Source organism: Streptomyces hesseae (assembly GCF_031845785.1).
GTDB lineage: Bacteria > Actinomycetota > Actinomycetes > Streptomycetales > Streptomycetaceae > Streptomyces > Streptomyces hesseae.
The window spans coordinates 65,266-90,758 of record NZ_JAVRFI010000029.1 but is presented as its reverse complement, the minus strand read 5'-3'; the positions used below and the strand labels follow the sequence as shown (position 1 = coordinate 90,758).

The 25,493-nt window shown below is 72.9% G+C and carries 22 protein-coding genes; 9 read left to right on the top strand and 13 right to left on the bottom strand.

Annotated features, from left to right (window positions below; translation table 11 throughout):
- The 4 genes from RM609_RS30415 to RM609_RS30400 form a co-directional block, all read left to right on the top strand.
- The coding region (locus RM609_RS30415) for an ABC transporter ATP-binding protein (RefSeq protein ID WP_311615151.1) at positions 1–1,076 on the top strand (1,076 nt) is incomplete at its 5' end.
- 55 nt (positions 1,077–1,131) lie between these two features.
- Positions 1,132–2,706: an alpha/beta hydrolase gene (locus RM609_RS30410; RefSeq protein WP_311615150.1), complete on the top strand. Its 1,575-nt coding sequence runs from the start codon at positions 1,132–1,134 to the stop codon at positions 2,704–2,706.
- A 139-nt stretch (positions 2,707–2,845) separates the two neighbouring features.
- Positions 2,846–3,844 (top strand): hypothetical protein, encoded by a 999-nt coding sequence (locus RM609_RS30405; protein ID WP_311615148.1) that lies wholly within the window; start codon positions 2,846–2,848, stop codon positions 3,842–3,844.
- Positions 3,845–3,908: 64 nt separating this feature from the next.
- Positions 3,909–5,507: an alpha/beta hydrolase gene (locus RM609_RS30400; protein WP_311615146.1), complete on the top strand. Its 1,599-nt coding sequence runs from the start codon at positions 3,909–3,911 to the stop codon at positions 5,505–5,507.
- A 57-nt stretch (positions 5,508–5,564) separates the two neighbouring features.
- Here the strand turns inward: RM609_RS30400 and moeZ are convergent, their stop codons facing one another.
- The 12 genes from moeZ to RM609_RS30340 all read right to left on the bottom strand — a co-directional run bounded on the left by moeZ (position 5,565) and on the right by RM609_RS30340 (position 19,340).
- Positions 5,565–6,743: an adenylyltransferase/sulfurtransferase MoeZ gene (moeZ, locus tag RM609_RS30395; RefSeq protein WP_311615144.1), complete on the bottom strand. Its 1,179-nt coding sequence runs from the start codon at positions 6,741–6,743 to the stop codon at positions 5,565–5,567.
- Positions 6,744–6,806: 63 nt separating this feature from the next.
- Positions 6,807–7,577, bottom strand: coding sequence for a spherulation-specific family 4 protein (locus RM609_RS30390; protein ID WP_311615167.1), 771 nt, complete (start codon positions 7,575–7,577; stop codon positions 6,807–6,809).
- Positions 7,574–8,488, bottom strand: a complete 915-nt coding sequence (locus RM609_RS30385) for an NAD-dependent epimerase/dehydratase family protein (RefSeq protein ID WP_311615141.1) — start codon at positions 8,486–8,488, stop codon at positions 7,574–7,576. Before RM609_RS30385 ends, RM609_RS30390 begins: the two co-directional genes overlap by 4 nt.
- Before the next feature lie 98 nt (positions 8,489–8,586).
- Complete coding sequence (locus tag RM609_RS30380) at positions 8,587–9,483, bottom strand: hypothetical protein (RefSeq protein WP_311615140.1); 897 nt, start codon at positions 9,481–9,483, stop codon at positions 8,587–8,589.
- 185 nt (positions 9,484–9,668) lie between these two features.
- Positions 9,669–11,207, bottom strand: coding sequence for a DUF3492 domain-containing protein (locus RM609_RS30375; protein WP_311615165.1), 1,539 nt, complete (start codon positions 11,205–11,207; stop codon positions 9,669–9,671).
- A 155-nt stretch (positions 11,208–11,362) separates the two neighbouring features.
- Positions 11,363–12,991: a dipeptide ABC transporter ATP-binding protein gene (locus RM609_RS30370; protein WP_311615138.1), complete on the bottom strand. Its 1,629-nt coding sequence runs from the start codon at positions 12,989–12,991 to the stop codon at positions 11,363–11,365.
- Positions 12,988–13,977, bottom strand: coding sequence for an ABC transporter permease (locus tag RM609_RS30365; RefSeq protein WP_311615136.1), 990 nt, complete (start codon positions 13,975–13,977; stop codon positions 12,988–12,990). Before RM609_RS30365 ends, RM609_RS30370 begins: the two co-directional genes overlap by 4 nt.
- Positions 13,974–14,978, bottom strand: a complete 1,005-nt coding sequence (locus tag RM609_RS30360) for an ABC transporter permease (protein WP_311615134.1) — start codon at positions 14,976–14,978, stop codon at positions 13,974–13,976. The genes RM609_RS30365 and RM609_RS30360 overlap by 4 nt, the downstream gene beginning before the upstream one ends.
- Positions 14,975–16,699 (bottom strand): ABC transporter substrate-binding protein, encoded by a 1,725-nt coding sequence (locus RM609_RS30355; protein WP_311615132.1) that lies wholly within the window; start codon positions 16,697–16,699, stop codon positions 14,975–14,977. The genes RM609_RS30360 and RM609_RS30355 overlap by 4 nt, the downstream gene beginning before the upstream one ends.
- Positions 16,700–16,859: 160 nt before the next feature.
- Positions 16,860–16,952: an Ms4533A family Cys-rich leader peptide gene (locus RM609_RS30350; RefSeq protein ID WP_311615130.1), complete on the bottom strand. Its 93-nt coding sequence runs from the start codon at positions 16,950–16,952 to the stop codon at positions 16,860–16,862.
- Positions 16,953–17,017: 65 nt separating this feature from the next.
- Entirely contained in the window at positions 17,018–18,355 is a 1,338-nt protein-coding gene (locus RM609_RS30345; protein WP_311615128.1) for a DUF3152 domain-containing protein, read from the bottom strand.
- A complete protein-coding gene (locus RM609_RS30340; protein ID WP_311615126.1) occupies positions 18,348–19,340 on the bottom strand; it encodes an alpha/beta fold hydrolase in 993 nt (330 codons plus the stop codon). The genes RM609_RS30345 and RM609_RS30340 overlap by 8 nt, the downstream gene beginning before the upstream one ends.
- Positions 19,341–19,492: 152 nt before the next feature.
- On the opposite strand from RM609_RS30340, the gene RM609_RS30335 reads away from it, so the two are divergent.
- The 4 genes from RM609_RS30335 (at position 19,493) to RM609_RS30320 (ending at position 21,447) form a co-directional block, all read left to right on the top strand.
- Positions 19,493–19,723: an Rv3202a family protein gene (locus RM609_RS30335; RefSeq protein WP_311615125.1), complete on the top strand. Its 231-nt coding sequence runs from the start codon at positions 19,493–19,495 to the stop codon at positions 19,721–19,723.
- A gap of 181 nt (positions 19,724–19,904) precedes the next feature.
- Complete coding sequence (locus RM609_RS30330) at positions 19,905–20,543, top strand: TetR/AcrR family transcriptional regulator (protein ID WP_311615123.1); 639 nt, start codon at positions 19,905–19,907, stop codon at positions 20,541–20,543.
- 197 nt (positions 20,544–20,740) lie between these two features.
- Positions 20,741–20,968: a DUF3107 domain-containing protein gene (locus RM609_RS30325; protein WP_311615121.1), complete on the top strand. Its 228-nt coding sequence runs from the start codon at positions 20,741–20,743 to the stop codon at positions 20,966–20,968.
- Positions 20,969–21,168: 200 nt separating this feature from the next.
- Positions 21,169–21,447: a hypothetical protein gene (locus tag RM609_RS30320; protein ID WP_311615119.1), complete on the top strand. Its 279-nt coding sequence runs from the start codon at positions 21,169–21,171 to the stop codon at positions 21,445–21,447.
- Between the two features lie 66 nt (positions 21,448–21,513).
- On the opposite strand, the gene RM609_RS30315 is transcribed toward RM609_RS30320, so the two are convergent.
- Complete coding sequence (locus RM609_RS30315) at positions 21,514–22,272, bottom strand: ferritin-like fold-containing protein (RefSeq protein ID WP_311615117.1); 759 nt, start codon at positions 22,270–22,272, stop codon at positions 21,514–21,516.
- 521 nt (positions 22,273–22,793) lie between these two features.
- Between RM609_RS30315 and RM609_RS30310 the strand changes: the two genes are divergently transcribed.
- Complete coding sequence (locus tag RM609_RS30310) at positions 22,794–25,430, top strand: DEAD/DEAH box helicase (RefSeq protein WP_311615163.1); 2,637 nt, start codon at positions 22,794–22,796, stop codon at positions 25,428–25,430.
- Positions 25,431–25,493 lie beyond the last annotated feature (63 nt).

The window sequence follows — 25,493 nt, the reverse complement described above, 5'->3', positions numbered from 1 at the left end:
GCCCCCCCCCCCCCCCCCCCCCCGCCCGCACCACCCCGCACCCGCTGCGCACCACGGTCACCGGCGCCGTACAGACCACCCTCGACGCCCCCGCCGGCACCACGATCGCCGTCGTCGGCCCCAACGGCGCCGGCAAGACCACCCTCCTCCGCACCCTCCTAGGCCTCACGCACCGCGCCACGGCAGAAACGCTCACCCTAGGCGGCCAGGACGTGTCAACGGCCCCGCCCCACCGCCGCCGCATCGCCTGGGTCCCCCAGGACGGCGCCCTCTTCCCGCACCTCACGGCACTCGCCAACACGGCCTACGGCCTACGCGCCCAGGGCACCCCGAAGGACCGGGCCCACGCCACCGCCCAGCAGTGGCTGAACCACCTGGGCATCGGCCACCTCGCCCACCGCAAGCCCGGCCTGCTCAGCGGCGGCCAGGCCCAGCGCGTCGCCCTGGCCAGAGCCCTGGCCGCCGGTCCGCACCTGCTGCTTCTCGACGAGCCGCTGGCCGCCCTGGACCAGTCGACCCGCGCCCAGGTGCGCCACGCCCTGCGCACCCACCTCGCCGACTTCCCCGGCGTGTGCCTGATCGTCACCCACGACCCCGTGGAAGCCGTATCGCTGGCCGACCACGTGCTCGTCCTGGAGGACGGCCGTACGACCCAGTACGCGCCCCCGGCCGAGCTGGCCCGGCACCCCCGCTCCCCCTGGGTGGCCCGCATGCTGGGCCTCAACGCCTGGCCGGCCGAGGCGACAGCCGACACCCTCGACCTGGTGAACGGCACGACCCTGACCACGGCGGACCCACCCCCCACCCCCGGCCCCGGCCTCGCCGTGATCGCCCCCGAAGCGGTGTCCCTCCACACCACCCGCCCCACGGCCACCACCAGCAGCCCCCGCAACGTCTGGCAGGGCAAGATCCGCGAACTCACCGCGCAAGGCAGCAGAATGCGCGTCCTCGTGGACGCGGACCTTGAGATCGTCGCTGAGATCACCCCCGCCGCAGCGTCAGAGCTGAGACTCGCCGAGGGCACTCCCGTCTGGGTCACCGCGAAGGCGACGGAAGTCGGATTCGTCCCCTTGTAACCCATACGGCCCGCCCTGCGCGCGCCCCGGCCCGCCCCGCCCAAAAGTGGGAGGCGTGTCCAGATCCCCACGCACGGCGAGAGCGCGGGCCCTGCTCGCGGCCGTGCTGCTGACGCTCACGGCCACGAGCTGTAGCGGCAACGGCGACGCGCAGGAGAAGCAGAACCCACCCTCGGCGGCATCCAACGCCGCCACCACGGCCGCCGCCGAAGCCGCCCTCCAGAAGCAGAAACCGGACTGGAAGCCCTGCCCACCCCCCAGCCGCAGCGAGGACGCGGGCACCGCCGGCCGGCCCCCCGGCCCGGACTGGGAGTGCGCGACCCTGCGCGCGCCGCTCGACTACGCCCACCCGGACGGCGAGAAGATCGGCATCGCCATGATCCGGGCGAAGGCCACCGACCAGTCGCACCGCATCGGCTCGCTCCTCTTCAACTTCGGCGGCCCCGGCGGCTCCGGAGTGACGACGCTCCCGGCGTTCGCCGACGACTACCGCACCCTGCGCACCCGCTACGACCTGGTCAGCTTCGACCCGCGCGGGGTCGGCCGCAGCAGCGGGGTGACGTGCCTGCCGGACAAGGAGCTGGACGCGTACTACGCGGCGGACGCCACCCCGGCCACCACCGACGAACAGAACGCCCTCGTGGACCGGGTGAAGAAATACGCGGAGGGCTGCCAGAAGCGCTCGGGCAAGGTCCTCCCCCATATCGGCACCACGAACGCCGCCCGCGACCTGGACCTGATGCGCCAGGTCCTGGGCGACGACAAGCTGCACTACTTCGGCGTCTCCTACGGCACCGAACTCGGCGGCGTCTACGCGCACTTGTTCCCCAAGAACGTCGGCCGGGCACTCATGGACGGCGTGGTGGACCCGTCGAGCGATCCGTTGCAGAGCGCCCTCGCCCAGGCCGCGGGGTTCCAGCTCGCCCTCGGCGACTACATGGCGGCCTGCACGAAGACGTCGGACAACTGCCCCACGGAGCAGCAGATCAGCTCGCTCCTCGACCGGCTGGAGAAGAAGCCGGTGCCGGGCGGCGGGGGCCGCGACCTCACCCAGTCGCTCGCCACCGGCGGCATCGCGCAGTCGCTCTACTCGAAGCAGTTCTGGGACTACCTCACCGAGGGAGTCGAGGACGCCGAGAACGGCGACGGGAAGATCCTCCTCATGCTGGGCGACTCGATGAACGGCCGTGGCCAGGACGGCACTTACAGCTCCCTCCAGGCGTCCCTCAACGCCATCACGTGCGCCGACTTCGCCCAGCGCTACACCGCGGCGGACATCCGGCGCAGGGCGGCGGAGTTCCGCAAGGCGTCACCGGTCTTCGGGGACTTCATGGGGTGGAGCCTGTTGCAGTGCACCGGTTGGCCCGTAAAGGGCGAATGGCAGACGCCCGATGTCAGCGCGAAGGGCTCGGCGCCCATCCTCGTCGTCGGCAACACCGGTGATCCGGCGACTCCTTACGAGGGAGCTCGCAAGATGGCCCAGGAGCTCGGCAAGGGCGTCGGAGTCGAGATGACGTACCGGGGAGAAGGCCACGGGGCGTACGACAGCGGCAACGCGTGCGTGAAAAGCGCGGTTGACGCATACCTGCTGGAAGGTACTGTTCCGGCACCCGGGAAGGTGTGCTCATAGCACCCATAGCACATCACACCGGTACTACGAACTCCAGCGGCTCGAATGTCAGTGGCCCGCACTACCATCGCCCGCACAGAGTTTCACTCGGACCGGTTTCTCGGACCGTTTTCACCGCGGGCGACGGAGGGGGACAGAGGTGTTACGGACGGCCGAACACCCGGGCCGCAGGGCCAGACTGCTCACCGGCGCCCTGGCCATAGCGGCGTTGCTGGCGGCCCTGATGGCGCTGTGGCAGACGCAGTTCAGGCCGCTGGCCAGGCAGGACTACTGCTGGGGCACATGGTCGGAGGAGGGCGGCCCGTTCCGCGGGGAGGCCGGGGGCGTCCGGCAGCGCGTGTCCCGGGAGAGCGCGCCGGGTCCCGGCCGTCCCCACGGCCGCTGCACGCTGAGCTGGCGCGGCGGCGACCGCGGGGGTAGCGGCGGTCCCGGTATCGAGCGTCGCCTGGAGGTCCGTTACGACACGGGCCCCGAGGCGGCGGACGAGCGCCGGGCCTGGCTGGCGGGGCTGTTCGCCGGGGGCGACTCGCCGCTCCCGGACGCCCTTCCGGGCTTCGTCACGGCCACGTCGGGCACGTTGGTGCTGCCGGAGTCGTGCGATGTGCGCGGCCGGCCGTCGGTGGTCACGCTGACCGGGTCGTTCCCGGACGCCTCCCCCGCGCGGACGGGCAGGCTCCTGCTGGAGGTGGCCAACCGGGCGGCGAAGGCGACGGGGTGCGCCGGGGAGGCGCGGCCGATGGCGTCGCCCGGCGCGCCCGGGGCCTGTGCGATACCGGGCATAGCCGGTCCGGCCGGCACGGGCAGTGCCGAGCCGGACTTCGAAACGTGCGCGCTGGCGGCGACGGACGCGTTCCGCTGGGCGGCGCGGTTCGCGATGACCGCCCGGCCCAGGATCGTCGCCCTGTTCGACGGCCTCACGGGCGACAGCCCGCCCGCGCCCGGCTGGCGGGCCCATGGGCGGATCGAGGCGACGGGCGCGCTCGTACGGGCCGACTGCGCTGGCCGCCCCACGGTGTTCACCATGCGTACGGGCCCCGGCCGCACCGGCACCCGGGCCGACGATCCGCGCCGGGCGTTCCCGGCCTTCGTGGACGCCGTCGCGGGCCGGATCGGCTGTGCGCCCCTGCGCTCCGCCTGACAACGTCCGTACGCCGGGTCCCCAAGGGGCCGGGAAAGGGCGATTCATCCGTAGAGTCGGTGGAATGAGTCCCACACGGCCCCGGGTCACGGCCCTCGCCTCCCTCGCCGCCACCATCCTCGTGATCGCCCTCGCCGCCACCGGATGCGGTGACAACGGCGGCGACAGAGCGAACGGCCAGGACAGCGGCAGCAGCGGCGGCAGCGGCGCCGACAGCAGCAATGGCAACGGCGGCAAGAACGGCTCCCCCGCCCCCAAGCTCAGCTGGAAGACGTGCGACGCCCCCACCGCCGCGCAGGGCGCGGGCAAGGCCCCCGGCAAGGCATGGCAGTGCGCGAAGCTCCCGGTGCCGCTCGACCACTCCAAGCCCGACGGCGCGAAGATCGACCTCGCGCTGATCCGCAGCAAGGCCACCGACCCGTCCCACCGCATCGGCTCGCTCGTCTTCAACTTCGGCGGCCCCGGCGCCTCGGGCGTCTCCGCGCTGCCCTCCCTCGCCGACGGCTACGACACCCTCCACGCCCGCTACGACCTGGTGAGCTTCGACCCGCGCGGCGTCGGCGAGAGCGCGGGCGTGCGCTGTCAGAGCGACAAGGAGCTCGACGCGGCGTACCAGGTGGACGGCACCCCGGACGACGACGCCGAGCTCCGGCAGACTTTGGCGGCCAACAAGGCGTTCGTCGACGCCTGCGCCAAGAACTCCGGCAAAGTCCTGCCGTACGTGGACACGATCAGCGCCGCCCGTGACCTCGACCGGATCCGGGCCGCGCTCGGCGAGTCCAGGCTCCACTACTTCGGCATCTCGTACGGCACCGAACTGGGCGGCGTCTACGCGCACTTGTTCCCCAAGAACGTCGGGCGCACCGTTCTCGACGCCGTGGTGGACCCGACGCAGGACACCGTCCAGGGCGACCTCGGCCAGACCAAGGGCTTCCAGCTCGCGCTGGACGACTACCTCAAGGACTGCGCCTCGGCGGGCGCCGCGGGCAGCGGCGGCCGCTGCCCCACCCTGGACGAGATCACCACGCTCCTCAAGGACCTCGACTCGCGGCCCCTGCCGACGAGTCAGGGCCGCAAGCTCACCCAGGACGAGGCGACCAACGGCATCGCGACGGCGCTGTACTCCAAGGACACCTGGAAGTACCTGACCGCCGGGCTCCAGGAGGCCAGGGTCAAGGGCACGGGCAACACCCTGCTGCTGCTCTTCGACTCCATGGCGGGCCGCGCGCCCGACGGCCGCTACAACAACCTCCAGGCCGCCAACCGGGCCATTTCCTGCGCCGATTCGGAGGAACGCTACGGCGTGGAGGACGTCCGGCGGCTGCTGCCGGAGTTCAAGGCCGCCTCGCCGGTCTTCGGGGAGTCCGCCGCGTGGTCGCTGCTGTCGTGCACGGGCTGGCCGGTGAAGGGCAAGTGGAAGACCCCGGAGGTGGGCGCCGAGGGGGCCGCGCCGATCCTGGTGGTCGGCAACGCGGGCGACCCGGCGACGCCGGTGGCCGGCGCGGCGAACATGGCCGAGAAGCTCGGCAAGGGCGTCGGGGTCCGGCTGACCGTCAAGGGCGAGGGCCACGGCACGTACGGCGTCGACGCGTGCGCCACGAAGACCATGGACGCCGCGTTCCTCGACGGCAGGCTCCCGGCGGACGGCACGACCTGCTCGTGAAGCACGACCGGCCCCGCTCGCCTCTCGGCGAGCGGGGCCGGTTCGCGTCCGGACCTGTCAGTACACCGGCTTCTGCGGCTCGACCTGGTGGACCCAGCCGATCACACCGCCGCCCACGTGCACCGCGTCCGCGAAGCCCGCGGACTTGAGCACGGCCAGCACTTCCGCCGACCGGACACCCGTCTTGCAATGCAGGACGATCTTCTTGTCCTGCGGCAGCCCCTCCAGGGCGCTGCCCATCAGGAACTCGTTCTTGGGGATCAGCCGGGCGCCGGGGATGGAGACGATCTCGTACTCGTTGGGCTCGCGGACATCGATGATGTCGATGTTCTGGCCCTCGTCGATCCACTCCTTCAGCTGGAGCGGCGTGATCGTCGAGCCGGCGGCGGCCTGCTGGGCCTCCTCGGAGACGACGCCGCAGAATGCCTCGTAGTCGATGAGCTCGGTGACCGTCGGGTTCTTGCCGCAGACCGCGCAGTCGGGGTCCTTGCGGACCTTGACCTGCCGGTAGGTCATCTCCAGGGCGTCGTAGATCATCAGCCGGCCGACCAGCGGGTCGCCGATGCCCGCCAGCAGCTTGATGGCCTCGTTGACCTGTATCGAGCCGATCGAGGCGCAGAGCACGCCCAGCACGCCGCCCTCGGCGCAGGAGGGTACCATGCCCGGCGGCGGGGGCTCGGGGTAGAGGCAGCGGTAGCAGGGGCCGTGCTCGCTCCAGAAGACGGACGCCTGACCGTCGAAGCGGTAGATGGAGCCCCATACGTACGGCTTGTTGAGCAGCACACACGCGTCGTTGACGAGGTAGCGGGTGGCGAAGTTGTCCGTGCCATCGACGATCAGGTCGTACTGGGAGAAGATCTCCATCACGTTGTCGGCTTCGAGCCGGGTCTCGTGCAGGACGACGTTCACATAGGGGTTGATCCCCAGCACGGAGTCGCGCGCGGACTCGGCCTTGGAGCGGCCGATGTCGGCCTGGCTGTGGATGATCTGGCGCTGGAGGTTCGACTCGTCGACCTCGTCGAACTCCACGATGCCCAGGGTACCGACGCCGGCGGCGGCGAGGTACATCAGCGCGGGCGAGCCCAGACCGCCCGCGCCCACGCAGAGCACCTTGGCGTTCTTCAGCCGCTTCTGCCCGTCCATCCCGACGTCCGGGATGATCAGGTGGCGGGAGTACCGGCGGACCTCGTCGACGGTGAGCTCGGATGCCGGTTCGACCAGGGGTGGCAGCGACACGGGGACTCCGTAGGTCGGTATGTCAGTACGGTGGTGCTTCCCGTAACACTGCCACGCCCTGTCTCATTCCGAGACACCAGGTCCGATGCGCGAGACGAAGTCGTCCCAGTAGCCGGGCAGGGACTCCCACGGGTCCAGGGCGTCGCGGTCGGTGCGGTCCGTGAAGTAGACGGTGCCCGCGCCCTGCCAGCGGGCGACGCGCAGCGCCTCGTCCAGATGGGTGCGCGGCACGCCGTGCACCAGGTGGCAGAAGCGCTCGGGCGGATGGTCGGCGGTCCACTCGGCGGCCCGGGACCAGCGGTAACCGGACCAGGAGCCCGCGTACGTCACCAACTGGTCGCCCACGTCGGCGTATCCGGGGCTGGGGTGGCTGCTGTGGGACAGGACCAGATACGCCCCGTCGAGCAGGGTGCGCAGCGCGCCCGCCATCCGCCGGGTCCCGGACAGCCCGGCCTCGTCGTCCGGGCAGCGGGCCAGCGTGAAGCCGTCCACCCGGTACCAGTTGAGGTAGCGCTGCGCGTCGGAGAGGAGCTCGCCGAAGGACCGGGTGCCGTGCCGGACGTCCAGGTGGCCCAGCACCCGGACGCCGGACGTGCGCAGCGGGACGACAGCGGACAGCCAGTACGGGTCCTGCCGGGCGCCGGGGCCGCCGCTCGTGCCGTCGGGCTCCACCGGCGCGCCGCCGCCGATCGCCACCCAGTCCAGCGGGAGGCCCGCCCGCTGGAGGCCGCCCCACTCGGCGGGGGCCACCAGCGGATGTGCGAAGCCCGGCACGGCGAGCCGGAGCGGGGCCTTCCGGGCGGCGAGGGCGCGGCGGTACCCCGGGGAGATCAGATACGACACGCCGCCTCCATCCAGATGTCGGCCAGCGATTCCTCCAGGGCGATGCGCGGCCGCCAGCCGAGGCGGTCCCGGGCGGTGCGCACGTCGGCCTGCTGCCAGCTGCCGCAGCCGTCCGGGTAGGGGTACGCGGGCGGGGTGCCCAAGTGGGGGTCGTCCAGCTCGTGGAGGGCGCCCCCGAAGCCCGCGACCCGGGCGAGCAGGGTCGCGGCGTCGCGCAGCCGCACGGCGCGGCCGGTGCCGATGTTGACGGCGCCCTGGGCGGCGGAGAGAGAGGCCGCGTGGACGGCCCGGGCGATGTCGCGGACGTCGACGAAGTCGCGCTGTACGCCGAGGCCGGTGAGCTTCAGCTCGTTGTCGCCGCTCTGCATCGCCCGTCTCATGGCCTCCGCGAGCCGGCCCAGCGGCGAGCCGGCGGGGGTGCCGGGCCCCACCGGGGAGAAGACCCGCAGCACGATCGCGTCGAGCCCGGAGCCGAGCACCAGCTCGGTGGCGGCGAGTTTGCTCACCCCGTACGGGCCGCCGGGGCGCGGCACCGCGTCCTCGGCGGTGGACGAGCCGGGCTGCGAGGGCCCGTACTCGGAGGAGCACCCCACCTGCACCAGCCGGGCGCCGCAGCCGCTGCGGCGCAGCGACTCGCAGACGGTGGCGACGGCGACGGTGTTGTGCCGGGCGAGCTCGCGGGCCCCGCCCCGGGTGGCGCCCGCGCAGTTGATCACGACGCCGGGGTGGACGGCGTTGAGGAAGCGGGTGAGGGCGCCGGGGCTGCCGGAGGCCAGGTCGAAGCGGACGTCCGCGTCGTCGCCCCGGCCCAGGGCGGTGAGCTGGACGGCGGGGTCGGCGAGCAGCCGGTCGGCCACGAAACGGCCGAGGTAGCCGTTGGCGCCGAGGAGCAGGACTCTCATCGGTCGGGCCCTCGCTCTCGCCCGGTGGTGCGCGGAGGGGAAACGGTCATCGTGCTTGCTCTCTCTCCTGTCGAAGGGGGGGCGGGCGGGTGGTCTCGTCACCGGCGTCCGTGGACCGAGGCCCGGGACAGCGCGGAGACGGCGTGGACCAGCAGGGCGAGGGCCGGCGGGACGCACGCGGCGAGCGACAGGGCGGTGGGGCCGAAGGCCCCGGCCGCCCAGCCGACGGGCCAGCGCAGGGCTTCGCAGCCCGGAAGCCGGGCGGCGAGCAGGGTGAGCGGGGGCAGGGCCTCGGCCGCGGCGGCGGCCAGGGTGGCGGCGACGGCCCCCCGGGGCAGGCCGTGGGCGGTGAGCAGCCCGGCAAGGAAGAGGAGCACGCCGAGTGCGGCCGCGGCCAGATAGTGGAGGACGGCGGGGGCGGCGCCGGGCTCCGGGCCGGTGCCCGGCAGGGCGGACCTGGCCGGCCACAGGGACGCCAGCAGCGCGCCCAGGAAGAGCGTCAGCGCCACCAGCAGCGCGGGCCGCACTCTTCTGCCGAATTCCGCGAGGTCCCGGCTGGCCGGGAGCGCGCGGCGCGCTCTGGCCGCGAACCAGTGCGCGCACCAGGCCGCGGGTGCGGCGGCGCAGGCCAGGGCGAGGGCGGTGGGCGCCGCGCCGGCCAGGGCGGCCGGGAGCGGGCCCGGGCCCTGGCCGGCCCAGGCCCGGTGGCCGTGCAGCAGCGTCGTGAGCAGCAGGTCGCCCACGAGGGCGTGGGCGACCAGCCAGAGGCAGGCCAGGGCGCCGGCCGGGCCCCAGCCGCCGCGTGGGGCGGGGCAGGTGCCTTCGCGTCGGCGCCCCCTTTCCCCGGGCAGGGCCCGTACCGCTACGTCCCCCTCCGTGCGCTCCACTCTCGCGTGGAGCTCTTCCGCCAGGGAGAACACGTCGCGGTGGCGGTAGTCGGTGGACGCGACGCGGTCGCAGATGCCTCTTGCCTCCAGGCCGGCGGCGATCTCCAAGGGGTCCACTGATCTGGCGCACAGCCTGTGGTGGCGCGTGAGGAGCGCTTTTACCGGGTCCGCTTGCGTGCTCGCATCCGTGGGTGGGTTGTGCCCACCCTCCCCCATAGCCTGAACGGCATGGGAGGTACCCCCATCGCCCTGCGGAACGCCTGCCCACAACCCCTGTTCAGCTATCGATGTCGTCATCGGCGGCCCGCCCACGTCGGTGAGGACGAGCGGGAGGTTGCCGAGAGGGGGGCCGCCGCGTGGGAGAAAGGGACGGACGGGTCGGGGGTGCCGAGCTGGACGGGGGCGCGGGAGAGCACCTCCAGGTAGATCGCCCCGAACCCGGCGACGTTCTGCTCGACGGTGAAGAGCTCCAGCGCGCGGGAGCGGGCCGCGGCGCCCAGCCGGGCGCGGCGCTCGGGGTCGCCCAGCAGCGTCAGGCACGCGGTGGCGAGGGCGGCCGGGTCGCGCGGGGGGACGACCAGGCCCGTGCCGCCGATGACTTCGCGGACGGCGCCGACGTCCGGTGAGACCGTGGCGCGGGCGCAGAACATCGCCTCGGCGAGGGCTGCGGGGAAGCCGTCGACGGCTCCGGAGAGGAGGACGACGCTGCCCGCCGCGTAGTCCTCGGGGCCGCAGGCCGGGCCGAAGGACACGCCTTCCGGGGTGGTGTCGGTATCCGGAGGCACCCCCACCACTCTCAGTCGCAGCTCCGGTTCGGCGGTGCGCAGGGTGGCGAGGGCCTCCCAGAGGTGGGGTTCGGTCCGGCCGCCGGCCCACACCAGGGTGGGGGGCCCGTCGGTGCGGGGGGCGGCGCGTTCGTCGCCCTCGCCCACGGCCTCGTAGAGGCTGGCGTCCATGCCGGGGTGGACGGTGCGCAGCCGGGAGCGGTCGGCGCCGCCGCGTTCCTGCCAGCGGCGTCCCTGGCCGTCCCCGGCGGTGATCACGGCGGCCTCGGCGTAGATCAGCGCGGTGAGGCGGCGGTGGAAGGCGGAGAGGAGGGTGCGGACGGACGGGGAGAGGTCGGCGGGGGCGGAGGACAGGTAGTACTCGCGGAGCCCGATCTCGTACTCGGTGACGAGCAGAGGGGTACCGAAGAAGCGTTTGGCCAGGAGACCCGGGAGGGCGGCGGAGCCGGCGGAGGTGGCGTGGCACAGGTCGACGGCCGCCAGGCCGCGATCGCCGTCGGCGGTGCCGTACCAGTCGAGGGAGAGCGGGCGCAGGGCGCGCTCGATCAGTCCGGAGACGACGAGGAGGTCGGCGACGCGGGTGCTGTAGGCGGCGGGGTGGGCGCCGGGTGCGCGGCAGGCGGTCTCCAGGGCGCGCAGGGCCAGTTCGGAGCGGAGGGCCACCGCGAGGCCGCCTTCCTCGCGGGCGAGGTCGGCGAGGCCGCCCAGGCCGTCGGCGAAACGGTACGCCTGATCTCCCGGCAGCGTGATGGCCGCCGCCAGGTCCCCGAAGTGCGCGGTGAACCGCCGTCTCTGGTCGCGCCCGTACGCGCCGTAGGCCCGTCCGCCGCCGCCGGACGCGGGGCCGCCCCACAGGGGGGCCGCTCTCACTCGCCGGACATTGCCCGGCAGCGCGTACCAGCCGCTGTCCTCCTGACGGGCCGTCCGGCTCAGTGCGTAGAGCTCGAAGTCGTGCTGGCCGAGCCCGCGCACCAAGCGGTCGCACCACTCTCCGCCCTCGCCGGCGGCGTATGGGTAACCGCCCTCGGAAAGCAGTCCCACGCGCACGAACACACCCCCGTTCTCCCTTGTCGGCAACCGCCGTTACGGCAGCGGGGAGCACGCTATGCGCGCTTCCCGGTGGCGCGGCGGACGGTTGTCCGTCGCGCCACCGGAAGGGGTGAACAGAAGTGACTTTCGGCCAGATGCGGCGTTGTCCCGCGCTATGCGGTGGCTTCCGCCGGTTCGAGCCGGGGCACCGCCGCCAGCAGGCCCTGGGTGTAGGCGTGCCGGGGCCGCTCGTAGACGGTGTCGGCGGGGCCCTCCTCGACGATCCGGCCGCCCCGCATGACGACGAGCCGGTCGCTGACCTGGCGGACGACGGCGAGGTCGTGGGCGATGAAGACCACGGCCAGCCCGAGCTCGCGCTGCAACTCGCCCAGCAGCCGCACGACCTGCGCCTGCGTGGTGACGTCGAGGGCGGAGACGGGCTCGTCGCACACGATCAGCTTCGGTTCGGGGGCCAGGGCGCGGGCGATGCCCACGCGCTGCCGCTGGCCGCCGCTGAACTCGTGGGGGTAGCGGTGGTAGGCGTCGGGGTCGAGGCCCACGCGCTCCAGGAGTTCCCGTACGCGGGCGACGATCCGGGCGTCGTCCAGCCGTCCTGCGGCCCGCAGCGGGTCGGCGATCGACTCGCCGATGCTGCGGCGCGGGTTGAGGGAGGAGACGGGGTCCTGGAAGACCATCTGGAGCTCGTTGCGGAAGGAGCGCGGCTCACGCTCTTTCAGGCCGCCGATGTCGCGGCCCCGGTAGCGCAGCTCGCCGCCGGTGGGCTCCAGCAGGCGGACCAGCATCCGGCCGAGAGTGGTCTTGCCACTGCCGGATTCGCCGACGATGCCGATGGTCTCCCCGGCCCGGATGGTGAGCGACACGTCGTCGACGGCGGTGACGGTCTTCTTCCCGCGCCCGAACTCCCGCCGGAGGCCGGAGGCTTCGAGCAGGACGGGACGGTCGTCCTCCGGGGCAGGAGCGGTCTCGCGGCGGACGTTTACGCGCGGGACGGCCGCCAACAGTTCACGGGTGTAGTCCTCGCGGGGCCGGGCGAGGATCTCGTGCGCCGGCCCGTGTTCGACGGCCCGTCCGTCCTTCATCACCAGCAGTTCGTCGACACTGGAGGCGGCCACGCCCAGGTCGTGGGTGACCAGGATGAGGCCCATGCCGGTCTCCTCGCGCAGCTCGCGCAGAAGGCCGAGGATCTGGGCCTGGACGGTGACGTCGAGGGCCGTGGTGGGCTCGTCGGCGACGAGGAGCCGGGGCTCGCAGGCGAGGGCCATGGCGATGAGGGCGCGCTGGCGCATGCCGCCGCTGAACTCGTGCGGGCGGGAGCGGGCGCGCCGGGCGGCGTCGGGGATGCCGACGCGGTCGAGGACCTCGACGGCGCGGGCGCGGGCCGCGCGGCGGCCGGCGCCCGGGTGGTGGAGCCGGTGGACCTCGGCGATCTGGTCGCCGATGGCCTGGTAGGGGTCGAGCGAGGACAGCGGGTCCTGGAAGACCATGGCGGCCGTTCCGCCGCGCAGCCGCCGCAGGGCGGCGTCGTCGGCGGCCCGGACGTCCTGGCCGGCGACGCGCACGGTGCCGCTGATCTCGGCGCCGGTGCCCCGGTGGAGGTCGAGGAGGGCGTAGGCGGCGGTGGACTTGCCGGAGCCGGACTCGCCGACGACGGCGAGGGCGCCGCCGGGGGCGAGGGTGAAGGAGAGCCCGGAGACGGCCTGGACGCCACCCCCCGTGCCAGTGGGGAAGCGGACGGACAGGTCGTCCACGACGACCAGGGGCGCATCGGTAACGACCGTCATCGGAGCACCACCCTTCGGTCGGCGGCGGCGTAGAGCAGGTCCGCCACGATGTTGGCGATCACGACGGCGGTGCCGGTGACCATCACGACGGCGACGACGACCGGCAGGTCGATGGTGCGGGTGGCGTTCACCAGGAGCTGTCCGATGCCGGGCAGGCCGAACATCATCTCGGTGAGCATGGCGTTGCCGAACATCGACCCGAAGTCGGCGGCGGTGAGCGCGACGACGGGGGCGACGGCGCCGCGCAGGGCGTGCCGGCCGATCAGGGAGCGCTCGGTGGCGCCGTAGGCGCGGAAGGTGCGGATGTGGTCCTCCGCCAGCGTCTCCAGCATGGAACTGCGGGTCAGCCGGGCGTATTTCGCCGACTCGAGGAGGCCGAGGGCGAGCCAGGGCAGCAGCATGTTCCAGGCCCACTGCTCGGGGTCGTCCATGAGCGGCACATAGGCCGGGAAGGGCAGCCACTCCAGGTAGGCGCAGAACAGCATCAGCAGGCCGAGGCCGCTGATGAAGACGGGGGTGGCGGTGCCGGCGAGGGTGAGCCAGGTGAGCACGCGCTCGGTGGGGCCGCCGCGGCGGAGCGCGGACAGCAGTCCGGTGCCGGTGCCGAGCAGCAGCCAGACGACCATGGCGCCGGTCGCGAGGGAGGCGGTGGCGGGCAGCCGCTGGACGATCAGGTCGGTGACCTGCTGATCGTTCTGGTACGACAATCCGAAGCACGGTGCCTGGCAGTGGAGGACGCCGGTGCCGGTGGAGTAGTCGTGCCCGGTGACGATGCCCTGGAGGAAGTGCCAGTACTGCACGTACACGGGGTCGTTCAGGGAGAGCTGCTCGCGGACCTGACTGATCTGTTCGGGGTTGCAGCGGGGGCCGCAGGCCAGGCGCGCGGGGTCGCCGGGGGCGATGTAGAAGGTCGCGTAGACGACGGCGGAGAGGACGAGGACGACGGCGAGGGCGCCGAGGGCGCGCCGCAGGAAGTAACCGGTCATGCCGCGCCTCCCGCGCCGCTCGTGCGGGTCGTGCGCCGCTTGCGGCCGACGCCGAGCCGGGACGCCTGGCGCGGGTCGAGCGCCGTGCGCAGCCCGTCGCCGAAGACGGTGAAGGCGAGGGTGGTGACGAAGAGCATGAGGGCGGGCAGCAGGACGTACATGGGATCGGCGCGGAACCAGGTGGTGGCCGTGGAGAGCATCTGTCCCCAGGAGGGGGCGGGCGGCTTCACGCCGACGCCGAGGAAGGACATGCTCGCCTCGATGACGATGTTGGACGGCAGCAGCACGGCCGCGTAGGTGATCACGGGGGCGGCGAGCGAGGGCAGCAGTTCCCGGCGGGCGATGCGGCGCCGGGAGGCGCCGGTGAGCCGCGCGGCCGAGACGAAGTCGAGCTTCGTCAGGCCCAGGGCCTGGGCGCGGACGAGCCGGGCCATGCCGCCCCAGTTGAGCAGTCCGATGGCGATGACGAGCAGCACGGGGCGGGGGAAGTCGGCCGGGACGACGGCCATCAGGGCGATGGCGAAGACCAGCAGGGGCATGGCCACCATGACGTCGGTGAGGTGGCCGAGCGCACTCTCCACGGCGCGGCTGCCGAGCGCGGCCGCCAGGCCCACGGCGAGGCCGATGAGCACCTGGACGAGCGTGGCGCCGACGCCGACGAGCAGCGAGACGCGGGCGCCGTACAGAAGGCGGACGAACAGGTCGCGGCCGGTGCCGGGTTCGACGCCCAGCCAGTGCTCGGCGCTGATGCCGCCGAGGTCGCCGAGCGGGACGCCGCCGCGGGCGGAGTCGACGAGGGTGTCGTGGTAGCTGTTGGGGTCCTGGCCCTCCAGGGCGGCCAGCAGGGGCGCGCCGAGGGCGAGGAGTGCGAGCAGGCCCAGGACGGCGGCGGCCGCGAGCGCGGACCTGCGCGCGCGCAGCCGCCGCCATACCTGCCGGGCGCCGGAGGCGGGAGCGGTTCCCGCCTCCGGTTCCCGGGTGGTTATCAGTTCCGTGGTCACTTGACGGCGACCTGGGAGACGTCGAGGACACCGGTCCAGTCGCTGATGACGACGTTCTTGACGTCCTTGCCGACGAGACGCTTGTAGACCGGGTGGAAGAGCGGCACGGTCAGCGCCTGGGCGCCGATCCTCTGGTCCAGGGCGCCCCAGCGCTTGGCGGCGGCGTCATGGTCGGTGACCTTGTTGATCTCGTCGATCTCGTTGTTGACCGCGGAGTCGTCGAGGCGGGAGGCGTTGAAGTTGGCGCCGTCCTTGACGATCTGCCGGCCGTCGAAGATCGGGGCGAGGAAGGGGCCGCCGGAGGGCCAGTCGGCACCCCAGTGGGCGAGGAAGAGATCGGGCTGCTTGTCGACGCTGTGGGTCTTCTCGTCGTAGTCGTTCTCCTCCAGGCCCGCCAGCTTGACCCGGATGCCGGCCTCCTTGAGGGCGGCCTGGAGCGCGGTGGCGATCTCGGGGCTGGTCTCGAAGTTCTGGGCGGTGGAATGCGTCAGCGTGATGTCCAGGCCGTCCGCGTAACCGGCCTCCTTCAGCAGCTCCTTGGCCTTCGCCGCGTTGCCGTTGGCACCGGCCGGGAAGGGGTCGTAGGGAGTGAAGCCGAAGGACTTCTGGTTGGGCAGGAAGGTGGTGGCGGGCTCGGCCAGCGCGGAGCCGCCTGCGGCGTTGACGACGCTGGTGCGGTTGACGGCGTAGGCGACGGCCTCGCGCACCTTCGGGTCGTCGAAGGGCTTGGACTTGGGGTTGAAGGCCAGGTAGTTGGTGTAGCCGAAGTGGCCGGTGCCGACGCGGGCGGCCAGCTTCTTGTCGCCGGTGACCTGGGCGAGCTCGGCGGGGCCGAGGTTGGTGTCGGTGGTCACGGCGGCCGCGTCGGCGCCCTGGCCGGCGGAGAGCCGCTGGTTGATGACCGCCGGGGCGAGGCCGGACTTGACCTCGATGCGGTCGGGGTAGGCGTGGCGCTCCTTGTCGGTCTCCTCGGACCAGTTGGGGTTGCGCTCCAGGACCATCTGCTCGCCGTCGTTGGTGTTCTTCACGACCTTGTACGGGCCGGAGGAGACGGGGTGCTCGGCGTACTTGACGCCGGTGTCCTTGCCCTTGGGCACGGGGGCGAACTGGGTGGAGGTCGCGAAGTAGGGGAAGTCGCCCTCGGACTTCTTCAGCTTGAAGACGATGGTCTTCGCGTCGGGGGTCTCGATGGAGTCGAGGCCCTTCTTCTCCTTGTACGGGCCCTGGTAGGTGTCGCCGCCGATGAGCCAGTCGCGCAAGTAGGGGGCGCCGCCGGAGAGTTCGGGGGCGAAGGAGCGCTCGACTCCGTACTTGATGTCGGCGGAGGTGATGGGCGTGCCGTCCTCGTACTTCAGCCCGTCCTTGAGCTTGTACGTCCACGTCTTCGCGTCGTCGCTGGGCGTACCGGTGTCGGTGGCGAGGTCCGGGACGACCTTGGTGCCCTCGGCGCCGTTCTCACGGTTGCGGGTGGTGAGGGTGCGGTAGACGAGCGAGGGGATGTTGCCGCCGCCGGAGGTGTAGAGGCGGGCGGGGTCGAACTGCTTCTGCGGCGCTCTGTTGAGGACCGTGAGCGTGCCGCCCTTCTTCGGCGCGCCGTCGGCGCCGCCGCCGGCGGAGTCACCGCCGCTCCCCTTCGGGCCGCACGCCGCCGCGCCGCCGATCAGGACCACGCTGACGGCGGCCGCGGCCACGCGGCGGGATATGACGGACAGTTGACGCATGAGAGGTCAGGCCTTTCGCGGGAATGCGAGGGGGAGGAGCGCGGAACGCGTTCCCGGAAGGCGGCAGGAGAAGGGCGCGCGGAAGCGCCCGTACCGCCCCCGGCGGACGCGACGCGTGAAGGCGCGCGGAAGTACGCGGGGAGATGCCGGAACGGATCGTTCAGCGACAGTGAATGTCGGCGACGGAGTGCGCGGCCACGCCGATCAGCGCCAGCTCGAAGGCGGCGTTCTCGAAGGCGGGGTGGGACGACATGCCGAGAAGACTGAACGAATTTTCGCCCAGCCGCAAAGGTGTCTCAGGGTACGAGACCCACCGTCTCAGGAACCGGACCCCGGGAAGGGCCAGGCGTTGGGGCGACAGGTCTTCCCGTCGGTCGTGAGGAATTTGGTCTGCTGCATCATCACGGGCGCGAGCGCGCCCTCCTTGGCGCAGGACTCGTGGTCGTGGCCGAGGCGGTGGCCGACCTCGTGGTTGATCAGCATCTGCCGGTACTCGTGCATCCGGTCGCCGAAGGTCTGCGAGCCCTGTGCCCAGCGATAGGCGTTGATCATTACGCGGTCGGTCGCGGCCGAGTCGCAGGAGACGTTGTCCTCCGTGGTGTCCAGGCCGGACTTGGCGCACCAGGCGGCCGTAGTCTTCGGGCTGGCCAGGGTGACGACGAAATCGGCGTCGCCGGAGGAGACGCGCTCGAAGGTGCGCTTGCCGCCGTGGCCCCAGCTGCGGTCGTCGTTGAGGGTGCGGTGGACGGCGGTGGCGAAGAGCGAGCCGTCGAACGGCAGGCCCTTCTCCACGTCAACGCGGTACCGGAGAACATCACCCTTACCAGGCGCCTTGTCATGACCCGCCACGGCCACGAATTCACCCGAGGCCCCCGCGTCGGCCTCCAGCGGGTACTTCTTCGCCATCTTCTGCTCGTACGTGGCGGGCACCTCGGCACCGCCCTTGGGCGTGGGCCTGCTGTCGGAACGCGAGGCCGTGTCGGGGTCCATGCGCTTGCCGACGTCCGCCGCGCGCGCCCGCGCCGCGTCGTCCCCGCCGTCCCGCAGCTGGGCGGTCACCGTCACCGCGAGGACGGCCGTCACCACGGCCGCGGCGACGCCGGTCACGGTCCGCCCGACGCCACCGCCGCGGCCTCCGGCCCCCCGGGCCGCCGCGCGCCCGCTCCCACGGCGGGGCCGGGGCGGGGCGGGTGCCACGGGCGGGGCGGGCTCGGCCGACGAGCCGGGGGGCGGATCGCCGTGGAGGGCGTCGGCGGGCACGTATCCCGTGGTGAAGCGGGTGGGCCCGGCCGGCGGGGCGGCCGGGCCGGCCGCGCCCTGGGCGCGCTGGGCGCCGATGACGCCCCAGCCCAGCACCGGCTCGCGCGGCTCGGCGGCCGCGCCCGGAGTGAAGCCCGAGCTGTAGCCCGCGTGGTAACCGGCGTCGTAGTCGTGGCCGAACCCCGCGTCGAAGTCCGCGGCGAGCTCCTCGGCCTCCCTGCCGGAGGCGGTACCGCGCCGGCGCCCCGGGCCGGGGCCGGGCACGGGCTGCCCGGCGTCGGGCAGCGAGGCCCCGGGGCCGGGCCCGCCCTCGGTACGGCGGCGGGCCGAGCCGGGAGCGGCGCCCGCGGCGGCCCCGTGGGGCGGCCGGTCGGCGCGTGCGCTGTGTTTACCCACGGGGCGGGGCGCTCCGTTCCGGTGTCGGTGTCGTGACGGTGTCCGCGAGCAGGTCCCGGAAGGCGCGAGCCACCGCGTCCGGGTCCTCCATCATCGCGACATGCCCCGCCTCGAGAAGCGTCAGCAGCCGCGAGTCGCGGAAAGCCTTGCTCGCGCGGCGGGCCATGCGGATGGAGACGAGCTGATCGCGCGCTCCGTACACGAGCAGAGTAGGGGCAAGGACCCGCTCCGCCTGACGCCACAGCGAATGCTGTCCGCCGAGCGTGTACGCGTCGACGATGCCACGCGCCGAGCGGGCCATGACGTCCCAGAAGTAGGGGAGCTCCAGGCGCCGCTCGTATTCGGCGACGGCCAGGGCGAAGCCCTCGGGCGTCACCCGGCCGGGATCGCCGTAGCAGAGGGCGAGCACCTCGCGGGTGCGGCGCTCGGCCGTCCACTCCTTCGTCATCCGGGCGAAGAGGGAGACGACGCCGGGCACGGCGAGCAGCCCGGTGGGCACCGCCGTGCGCTGGGGGCGCAGCTCGGGCAGGGCGGGCGAGACGAGGGTGAGCGTACGGACGAGGTCGGGGCGGACCGCGGCGACGCGGGTGGCGACGGCGCCGCCCATCGAATTGCCGAACAGGTGGACGGGGCCGCGGCCGCTGCTGTCGAGATGGCGGATGACCACGCGCGCGTACCCCGTGATGGAGTAGTCGCCGTCCTCCGGCGGGGGCGCGTCACCGAAGCCGGGCAGGTCGAGGGCCTCGCCGTCGACGGTGTCCGCGAGCCGGTCCATCAGCTGGGACCAGTTCTGCGAGGAGCCGCCGAGCCCGTGGACGAAGAGCGCGGGCGACAGCCCGGCGCGGACGGGCGGGCGGGAGCGGACCGTCAGCGTGACCCCGGGCAGGGCCACCGTGCGCAGCGTCTCCCCCGGGCTGACCCGCGAGGCCGGCGTGGGCGGTACCAGGGGCACGGCACCGGTGTCCGGCGACTCGGTCGATGACATGCGGGCAATGTTACGAGACGATCACGCCGGGGCCCTTGTGGCGGGGGTCACAGATCGCCTGGCGGTGCGGGGCGCTCTCTCCTAGGCTGCCCAACAGGGAGTATCAAGGAGTAAGAGGGGCGTTCATCCCGGATCACCGGAAGGGATCCCTTATGCCAGTCGACCCGACCGACCCGGACACCTTTGAGGAAGCACTCGACGACGAGGCGGATGCCATGGAGTTCGACGCGGAGACCCCGGAGGCGGACGCCGCGGAGCAGCACGCGGACCTGTCCCCGCACGACGACGACTCGCCGGCGCGCGTCGACCCGGACGCGGCGAACGAGGCGGACATCGCCGAACAGGCCCGGGTGGTGGATCTGGACGAGGACGACTACCGCTGACTCCCGGGGCACCTGTGGCGATAATCGGCGATTTGTCGATTTCCCACAGCGTCCGGTCCATGAAATTCTCCGCTCCTACCGCGCACGCCCCGGTTACCCAAAAGTACGATGACGAGCGCGTGCACACCGGGCACCTCCCGGCTGCCGCCGGGGGAGCACAGAAAACGACATGGGAGGCGGCGTGACAGCCATCGAGCAGACCGAGGCGCGCCCGCGTGGCACCCGCCTGCCGCGCCGAGCCCGACGCAATCAGCTCCTGGGCGCGGCCCAGGAGGTCTTCGTGGCGCAGGGGTACCACGCGGCCGCGATGGACGACATCGCCGAGCGCGCGGGCGTGAGCAAGCCGGTCCTCTACCAGCACTTCCCCGGCAAGCTGGACCTCTATCTGGCCCTGCTGGACCAGCACTGCGACAACCTCCTCCAGGCGGTCCGCACGGCGCTCGCCTCCACCAGCGAGAACAAGCAGCGCGTGGCGGCCACCATGGACGCCTACTTCGCCTACGTGGAGGACGAGGGCGGCGCCTTCCGCCTGGTCTTCGAGTCCGACCTCACCAACGAGCCGGCCGTGCGCGAGCGCGTCGAGCGGGTCTCGCTGGAGTGCGCGGAGGCGATCAGCGAGGTCGTGGCCGAGGACACCGGCCTGTCGAAGGACGAGGCCATGCTGCTGGCCGTGGGCCTCGGCGGCGTCTCCCAGGTGGTCGCCCGCTACTGGCTCTCCAGCGAGAGCACCGTCCCGCGCGAGACGGCCGTCCAGCTGCTGACCTCGCTGGCCTGGCGCGGTATCGCGGGCTTCCCCAAGGTCGGCCACGAGCAGAGCTGACGCACAGCGCCGAGGCACGGCACGGGGCGCCGTCCCCCGCGGCCGGGCGTGTCCGACGATGTTCGCTGCGAGCGTGCGGGCGAGGCCCGGCGGACCGCCCGCACCGGGCTAATGTGTGGAACGTACGGCGCGGCTGGTCCGCGCACCCCTCCCCTGGGCTCAGCCATGGGGGACCCCAACCTTCGGAGGGACAGACCGTGGAGGTCAAGATCGGCGTGCAGCACGCGCCCCGCGAGATCGTTCTGGAGAGCGGGCTGGCTGCCGAAGAAGTCGAGCGTGTGGTGGCCGAGGCGCTCGCCGGCAAGTCCGCGCTGCTGAGCCTGACGGACGACCGCGGCCGCAAGGTCCTGGTGCCGGCCGACCGCCTGGCGTACGTGGAGATCGGCGAGCCCGCGGTCCGCAAGGTCGGCTTCGGCGCGATGTGACCCGCTTCCAGCGGAATTGAACGGCGGGGCCCCGGTGTGGAATTCACCGGGGCCCCGCCGTTGTTCATACCGGGTACGGGGCCCGGAACAGGGGCGCACCGAGATCGTCGCCGAGGGTTGCCCCGGGGTATCCCGGGGTAAGACCGCTACGACCGATTTGCACCCCGCTTCTCGGCCACCTCACTGGGAGGGTATTGAGCATGATCCTCTGGGAAGCGCTCGGCTCGGTCCTCATCGGTCTCGCCGTCTCCTGCGCGGCCCTGCGCTGGCTTCCCGCGCGCTTCGGGCAGATCCGCTCCCGGGGCCTGGCCCTGTCCACCGGACCGGGCGCGGCCCTCTTCGGCGCCCTCCTGGGCCATTCCGTGCTGGGCCCGGGCCACACCCTCGCCACGCTGGGCGTCTCGCTGGGCGTCTGCGTCGCGCTGCTCTCGCTGCTGCTGCGCCCCAGCGGCCGGCCCCGCCGCTCCGCCACGGCCTGACGACCGCGGCCCGCGACGGGATACCGGTGGTGGTGAGCGTTGACCGTCCCGCTGCTCCGGCGCCTGTTACGCGGCCAGGCCCAGCGCGGCCATGCGCTTGGTGTGCGCCTCGGTGATCCGGGAGAACATCTTCCCCACCTCGGCCAGATCGAAGCCGTCGGCCACCCCGCCCACGAGCATCGTCGACAGGGCGTCCCGGTCGGCGACCACGCGCTGCGCCTGCGAGAGCGCCTCGCCCATCAGCCGGCGCGCCCAGAGCGCGAGCCGCCCGCCCACCCGGGGCTCGGCCTCGATCGCCGCCCGCACCTTCTCGACCGCGAAGGAGGCATGGCCCGTGTCGTCGAGCACGGCCAGCACCAGCGCCCGGGTGTCGGAGTCCAGCCGCGCGGCGACCTCACGGTAGAAGTCACTGGCGATCGAATCGCCCACATACGCCTTGACCAGGCCCTCCAGCCAGTCCGAGGGCGCGGTCAGCCGGTGGAACTCGTCCACGCCGGCGGCGAAGGGCTCCATCGCGGCGGTCGGCGGCGCGTCGATCGCATCCAGCCGGTCCCGCAGCCGCTGGAAGTGCTGGAACTCCGCCGCCGCCATCTTGGCCAGGGCGGCCTTGTCGTCCAGGGTCGGCGCGAGCTTGGCGTCCTCCGCCAGCCGCTCGAAGGCGGCCAGCTCACCGTAGGCGAGGGCACCGAGCAGATCCACGACGGCCGCCCGGTACTGCGGGTCCGCGGATGCCGTGGCCCAGTCCTGGGCGGCGATTCCGGTGTGCTCCCCGGCGTCCGGGGAGACGGGCGCGGTGGCGTTCTCTGGTGTGTCGGGCGTCTCCATGCAGCGAACGATAGCCCGCCACGCGACACGGCGAACCCCCTGGTCAGACAGTTCATCCCGATCCGGACACCCGATTGTCCGGACACACATGCGCCTTTCCGGGGTACAGTGCTAATAGGCCAGCCGAGTATTCGGCCGGCCCAACTCATGCTGTGTCTTCTGGAGGCAAGTCTCCAGGGCTCCAGCGGATGCCCGGTCGGTGGCCCGATCGGCTTCCACACAACCGACCGCCCTCCGCGGGGTGCGCACGAGTCGTACGCGCCTGGAGGGATCCGCTCGCGGCACGTGTGCTCGAGCGAAGGCAGTGGTCCCGCGCCGCGCCCGGCCCCCACCCGGTGGCCGGCTCAGTACCCTCGCGCGGTCCGTACGTCCCTCACGTACGACCCCCTTCGCCGCCTCGTCGCGCCGCGTCTCACAGAAGAGGCAAGACTCTGTCCACTTTCCGTGATCTCGGGATTCTGTCCGAAACCGCTGAGGCCCTCGAGGCCGTCGGCATCGTGAATCCGTTCCCCATCCAGGAGATGACGCTTCCCGTCGCGCTCTCCGGCTCCGATGTCATCGGCCAGGCCAAGACCGGCACCGGCAAGACCCTGGGTTTCGGCCTGCCCCTGCTGGAGCGCGTCATCGTCCCCGCCGACGTGGAGGCCGGCCGGGCGAAGCCCGAGCAGCTGACCGACGCCCCGCAGGCCCTCGTCGTCGTCCCCACCCGTGAGCTGTGCCAGCAGGTCACCAACGACCTCCTCACCGCCGGCAAGGTGCGCAACGTCCGCGTCCAGGCCATCTACGGCGGCCGCGCCTACGAGCCGCAGGTCGAGGCGCTCAAGAAGGGCGTCGACGTGATCGTCGGCACGCCCGGCCGGCTGCTCGACCTCGCCGGCCAGAAGAAGCTGAGCCTCGCGCACGTCAAGGCGCTCGTCCTCGACGAGGCCGACGAGATGCTGGACCTGGGCTTCCTGCCCGACGTCGAGCGCATCATGAACATGCTGCCGGCCCGGCGACAGACCATGCTGTTCTCGGCCACCATGCCGGGCGCGGTCATCTCGCTGGCGCGTCGCTACATGTCGCAGCCCACGCACATCCGCGCCACCGCGCCGGACGACCAGGGCCAGACCCACGCGAACATCGCCCAGCACATCTTCCGCGCCCACAACATGGACAAGCCGGAGATGGTCGCCCGCATCCTCCAGGCCGAGGGCCGCAACCGCGCGATGATCTTCTGCCGTACCAAGCGGACGGCCGCGGACATCGCCGAGCAGCTCACCCGCCGAGGCTTCGCCGCCGGCGCCGTCCACGGCGACCTCGGCCAGGGCGCCCGCGAGCAGGCGCTGCGCGCCTTCCGCAACGGCAAGGTCGACGTCCTGGTCTGCACCGACGTCGCCGCGCGCGGCATCGACGTCGACGACGTCACGCACGTGATCAACTACCAGTCCCCCGAGGACGAGAAGACCTACCTCCACCGCATCGGCCGCACCGGCCGCGCGGGCAAGTCGGGTACGGCCGTCACGCTGGTCGACTGGGACGACATCCCGCGCTGGAAGCTCATCAACAAGGCGCTGGAGCTGTCGTTCGACAACCCGGAGGAGACGTACTCCACGTCCCCGCACCTGTACGAGGCGCTGAAGATCCCCGCCGGCACGAAGGGCATCCTGCCCCGCTCCGAGCGCACCCTCGCCGGCCTCGCGGCCGAGGAGATCGAGGACCTCGGCGAGCCGGGCGGCCGTGGCCGCGGTCGTGACGGTGGCCGGGACGGCGGCCGTGACGGTGCCCGGGACGGTGGCCGTCGTGGCGACCGCGACCGCGACCGTGACCGCACGGAGGAGGAGCGTTCGGCCCGTACGCCGCGGCAGCGACGCCGTACGCGGAACGGAACGCCGATCGGCTCGGAGGCCCCGGTCGCCGGTACGACCGTGACCCCGGCCGAGCCGGCTGCCGCGCCGGCCGAGGCCGTGTCCGGTGTTTCCGGTGCCCCGGAGACCCCGGCCCGTCCGCGTCGCCGTCGCCGCACGCGTGGCAACGCCGGTACGAACGCCGGTGCGGCTACGGCCGTCGCCACGGCGCCCGCCGTGACCGCCGAGCCGGCTCCGGCCGCCGCCCCGGTCGCCGCCGCCCCCGCGGCGGAGCCCGAGGCTCCCGCCCGTGCGCGTCGCCGCCGCACCCGGCCGGCCGTCGCCCCGGTGACCGACATGGTCGACTTCCAGACCGTCGAGAGCGCCGCGGCGGCCCTGGCCGTCCCGGCCGCCCGCGTGGCCCAGGCCGTGGAGACGGTGGAGTCCACCGAGGCGAAGCCGAAGCGCACTCGCACCCGCACGCGCCCGGCCAAGAAGGCCGTCGCCGTGGCCGAGACCATGGCCGTCGAGACGGCCGAGGTGACGGAGGCCGAGCCGAAGCGCACCCGCACGACGGCGAAGAAGGCCGCCGAGGCCGTCATCGACACCGCCGAGGCGATCACCGCGAAGGCCGCCGAGGCCGTCGTCGACACCGTCGCCGAGGCGACGGAGGCCAAGCCCAAGCGCACCCGCACGGTCCGCAAGGCCGCTGAGGCCGTCGTCGAGGCCGCCGCCGAGGCGACGGAGGCGAAGCCGAAGCGCACCCGCGCGACGGCCAAGAAGGCCACCGAGGCCGCCACCGTCGTCGACACCGCCGTCGAGGCAGCGGAAACCGCACCCAAGCGCACTCGCACCACCGCGAAGAAGGCTGCCGAAGCCGCCCTCGACACCGCCGAGACGGCCGAGGCCAAGCCCAAGCGCACCCGCGCGACGGCCAAGAAGACCGCTGAGGCCGCCGTCGACGCCGCTGAGGCCGCCGAGGCCAAGCCGAAGCGCACCCGCGCCACGGCCAAGAAGGCCACCGAGGCCGCCACCGTCGTCGACGCCGCCGCCGAGGTGACGGAGGCGAAGCCCAAGCGCACTCGCGCGACGGCGAAGAAGGTCGCCGAGGCCGCCGTCGACACCGCCGAAGCGGCCGAGGCCAAGCCCAAGCGCACCCGCGCCACGGCCAAGAAGACCGCTGAGGCCGCCGTCGACACCGCCGAGACGGCCGAGGCCAAGCCGAAGCGCACCCGCGCGACCGCCAAGAAGGCCACCGAGGCCGCCACTGACGTGGCGGAGGCCAAGCCGCGGCGCACTCGCGCCACGGCGAAGAAGGCCACCGAGGCCTGATCCAAACCAGAGCGCCGGGTGGGCTGATGTCAGCCCACCCGGCGCTCTGGCGTATCCGGGGCC

Excerpts from the sequence above, each read along its gene's own strand:
- RM609_RS30385 (WP_311615141.1), bottom strand. The coding sequence starts at position 8,488 with ATGAGAGTCCTGCTCCTCGGCGCCAACGGCTACCTCGGCCGTTTCGTG.
- RM609_RS30320 (WP_311615119.1), top strand. The coding sequence starts at position 21,169 with ATGATCCTCTGGGAAGCGCTCGGCTCGGTCCTCATCGGTCTCGCCGTC.
- RM609_RS30355 (WP_311615132.1), bottom strand. The coding sequence starts at position 16,699 with ATGCGTCAACTGTCCGTCATATCCCGCCGCGTGGCCGCGGCCGCCGTC.
- RM609_RS30335 (WP_311615125.1), top strand. The coding sequence starts at position 19,493 with ATGCCAGTCGACCCGACCGACCCGGACACCTTTGAGGAAGCACTCGAC.
- RM609_RS30340 (WP_311615126.1), bottom strand. The coding sequence starts at position 19,340 with ATGTCATCGACCGAGTCGCCGGACACCGGTGCCGTGCCCCTGGTACCG.
- RM609_RS30400 (WP_311615146.1), top strand. The coding sequence starts at position 3,909 with ATGAGTCCCACACGGCCCCGGGTCACGGCCCTCGCCTCCCTCGCCGCC.
- RM609_RS30315 (WP_311615117.1), bottom strand. The coding sequence starts at position 22,272 with ATGGAGACGCCCGACACACCAGAGAACGCCACCGCGCCCGTCTCCCCG.
- RM609_RS30370 (WP_311615138.1), bottom strand. The coding sequence starts at position 12,991 with ATGACGGTCGTTACCGATGCGCCCCTGGTCGTCGTGGACGACCTGTCC.
- RM609_RS30350 (WP_311615130.1), bottom strand. The coding sequence starts at position 16,952 with ATGTCGTCCCACCCCGCCTTCGAGAACGCCGCCTTCGAGCTGGCGCTG.
- RM609_RS30310 (WP_311615163.1), top strand. The coding sequence starts at position 22,794 with ATGACGCTTCCCGTCGCGCTCTCCGGCTCCGATGTCATCGGCCAGGCC.
- RM609_RS30365 (WP_311615136.1), bottom strand. The coding sequence starts at position 13,977 with ATGACCGGTTACTTCCTGCGGCGCGCCCTCGGCGCCCTCGCCGTCGTC.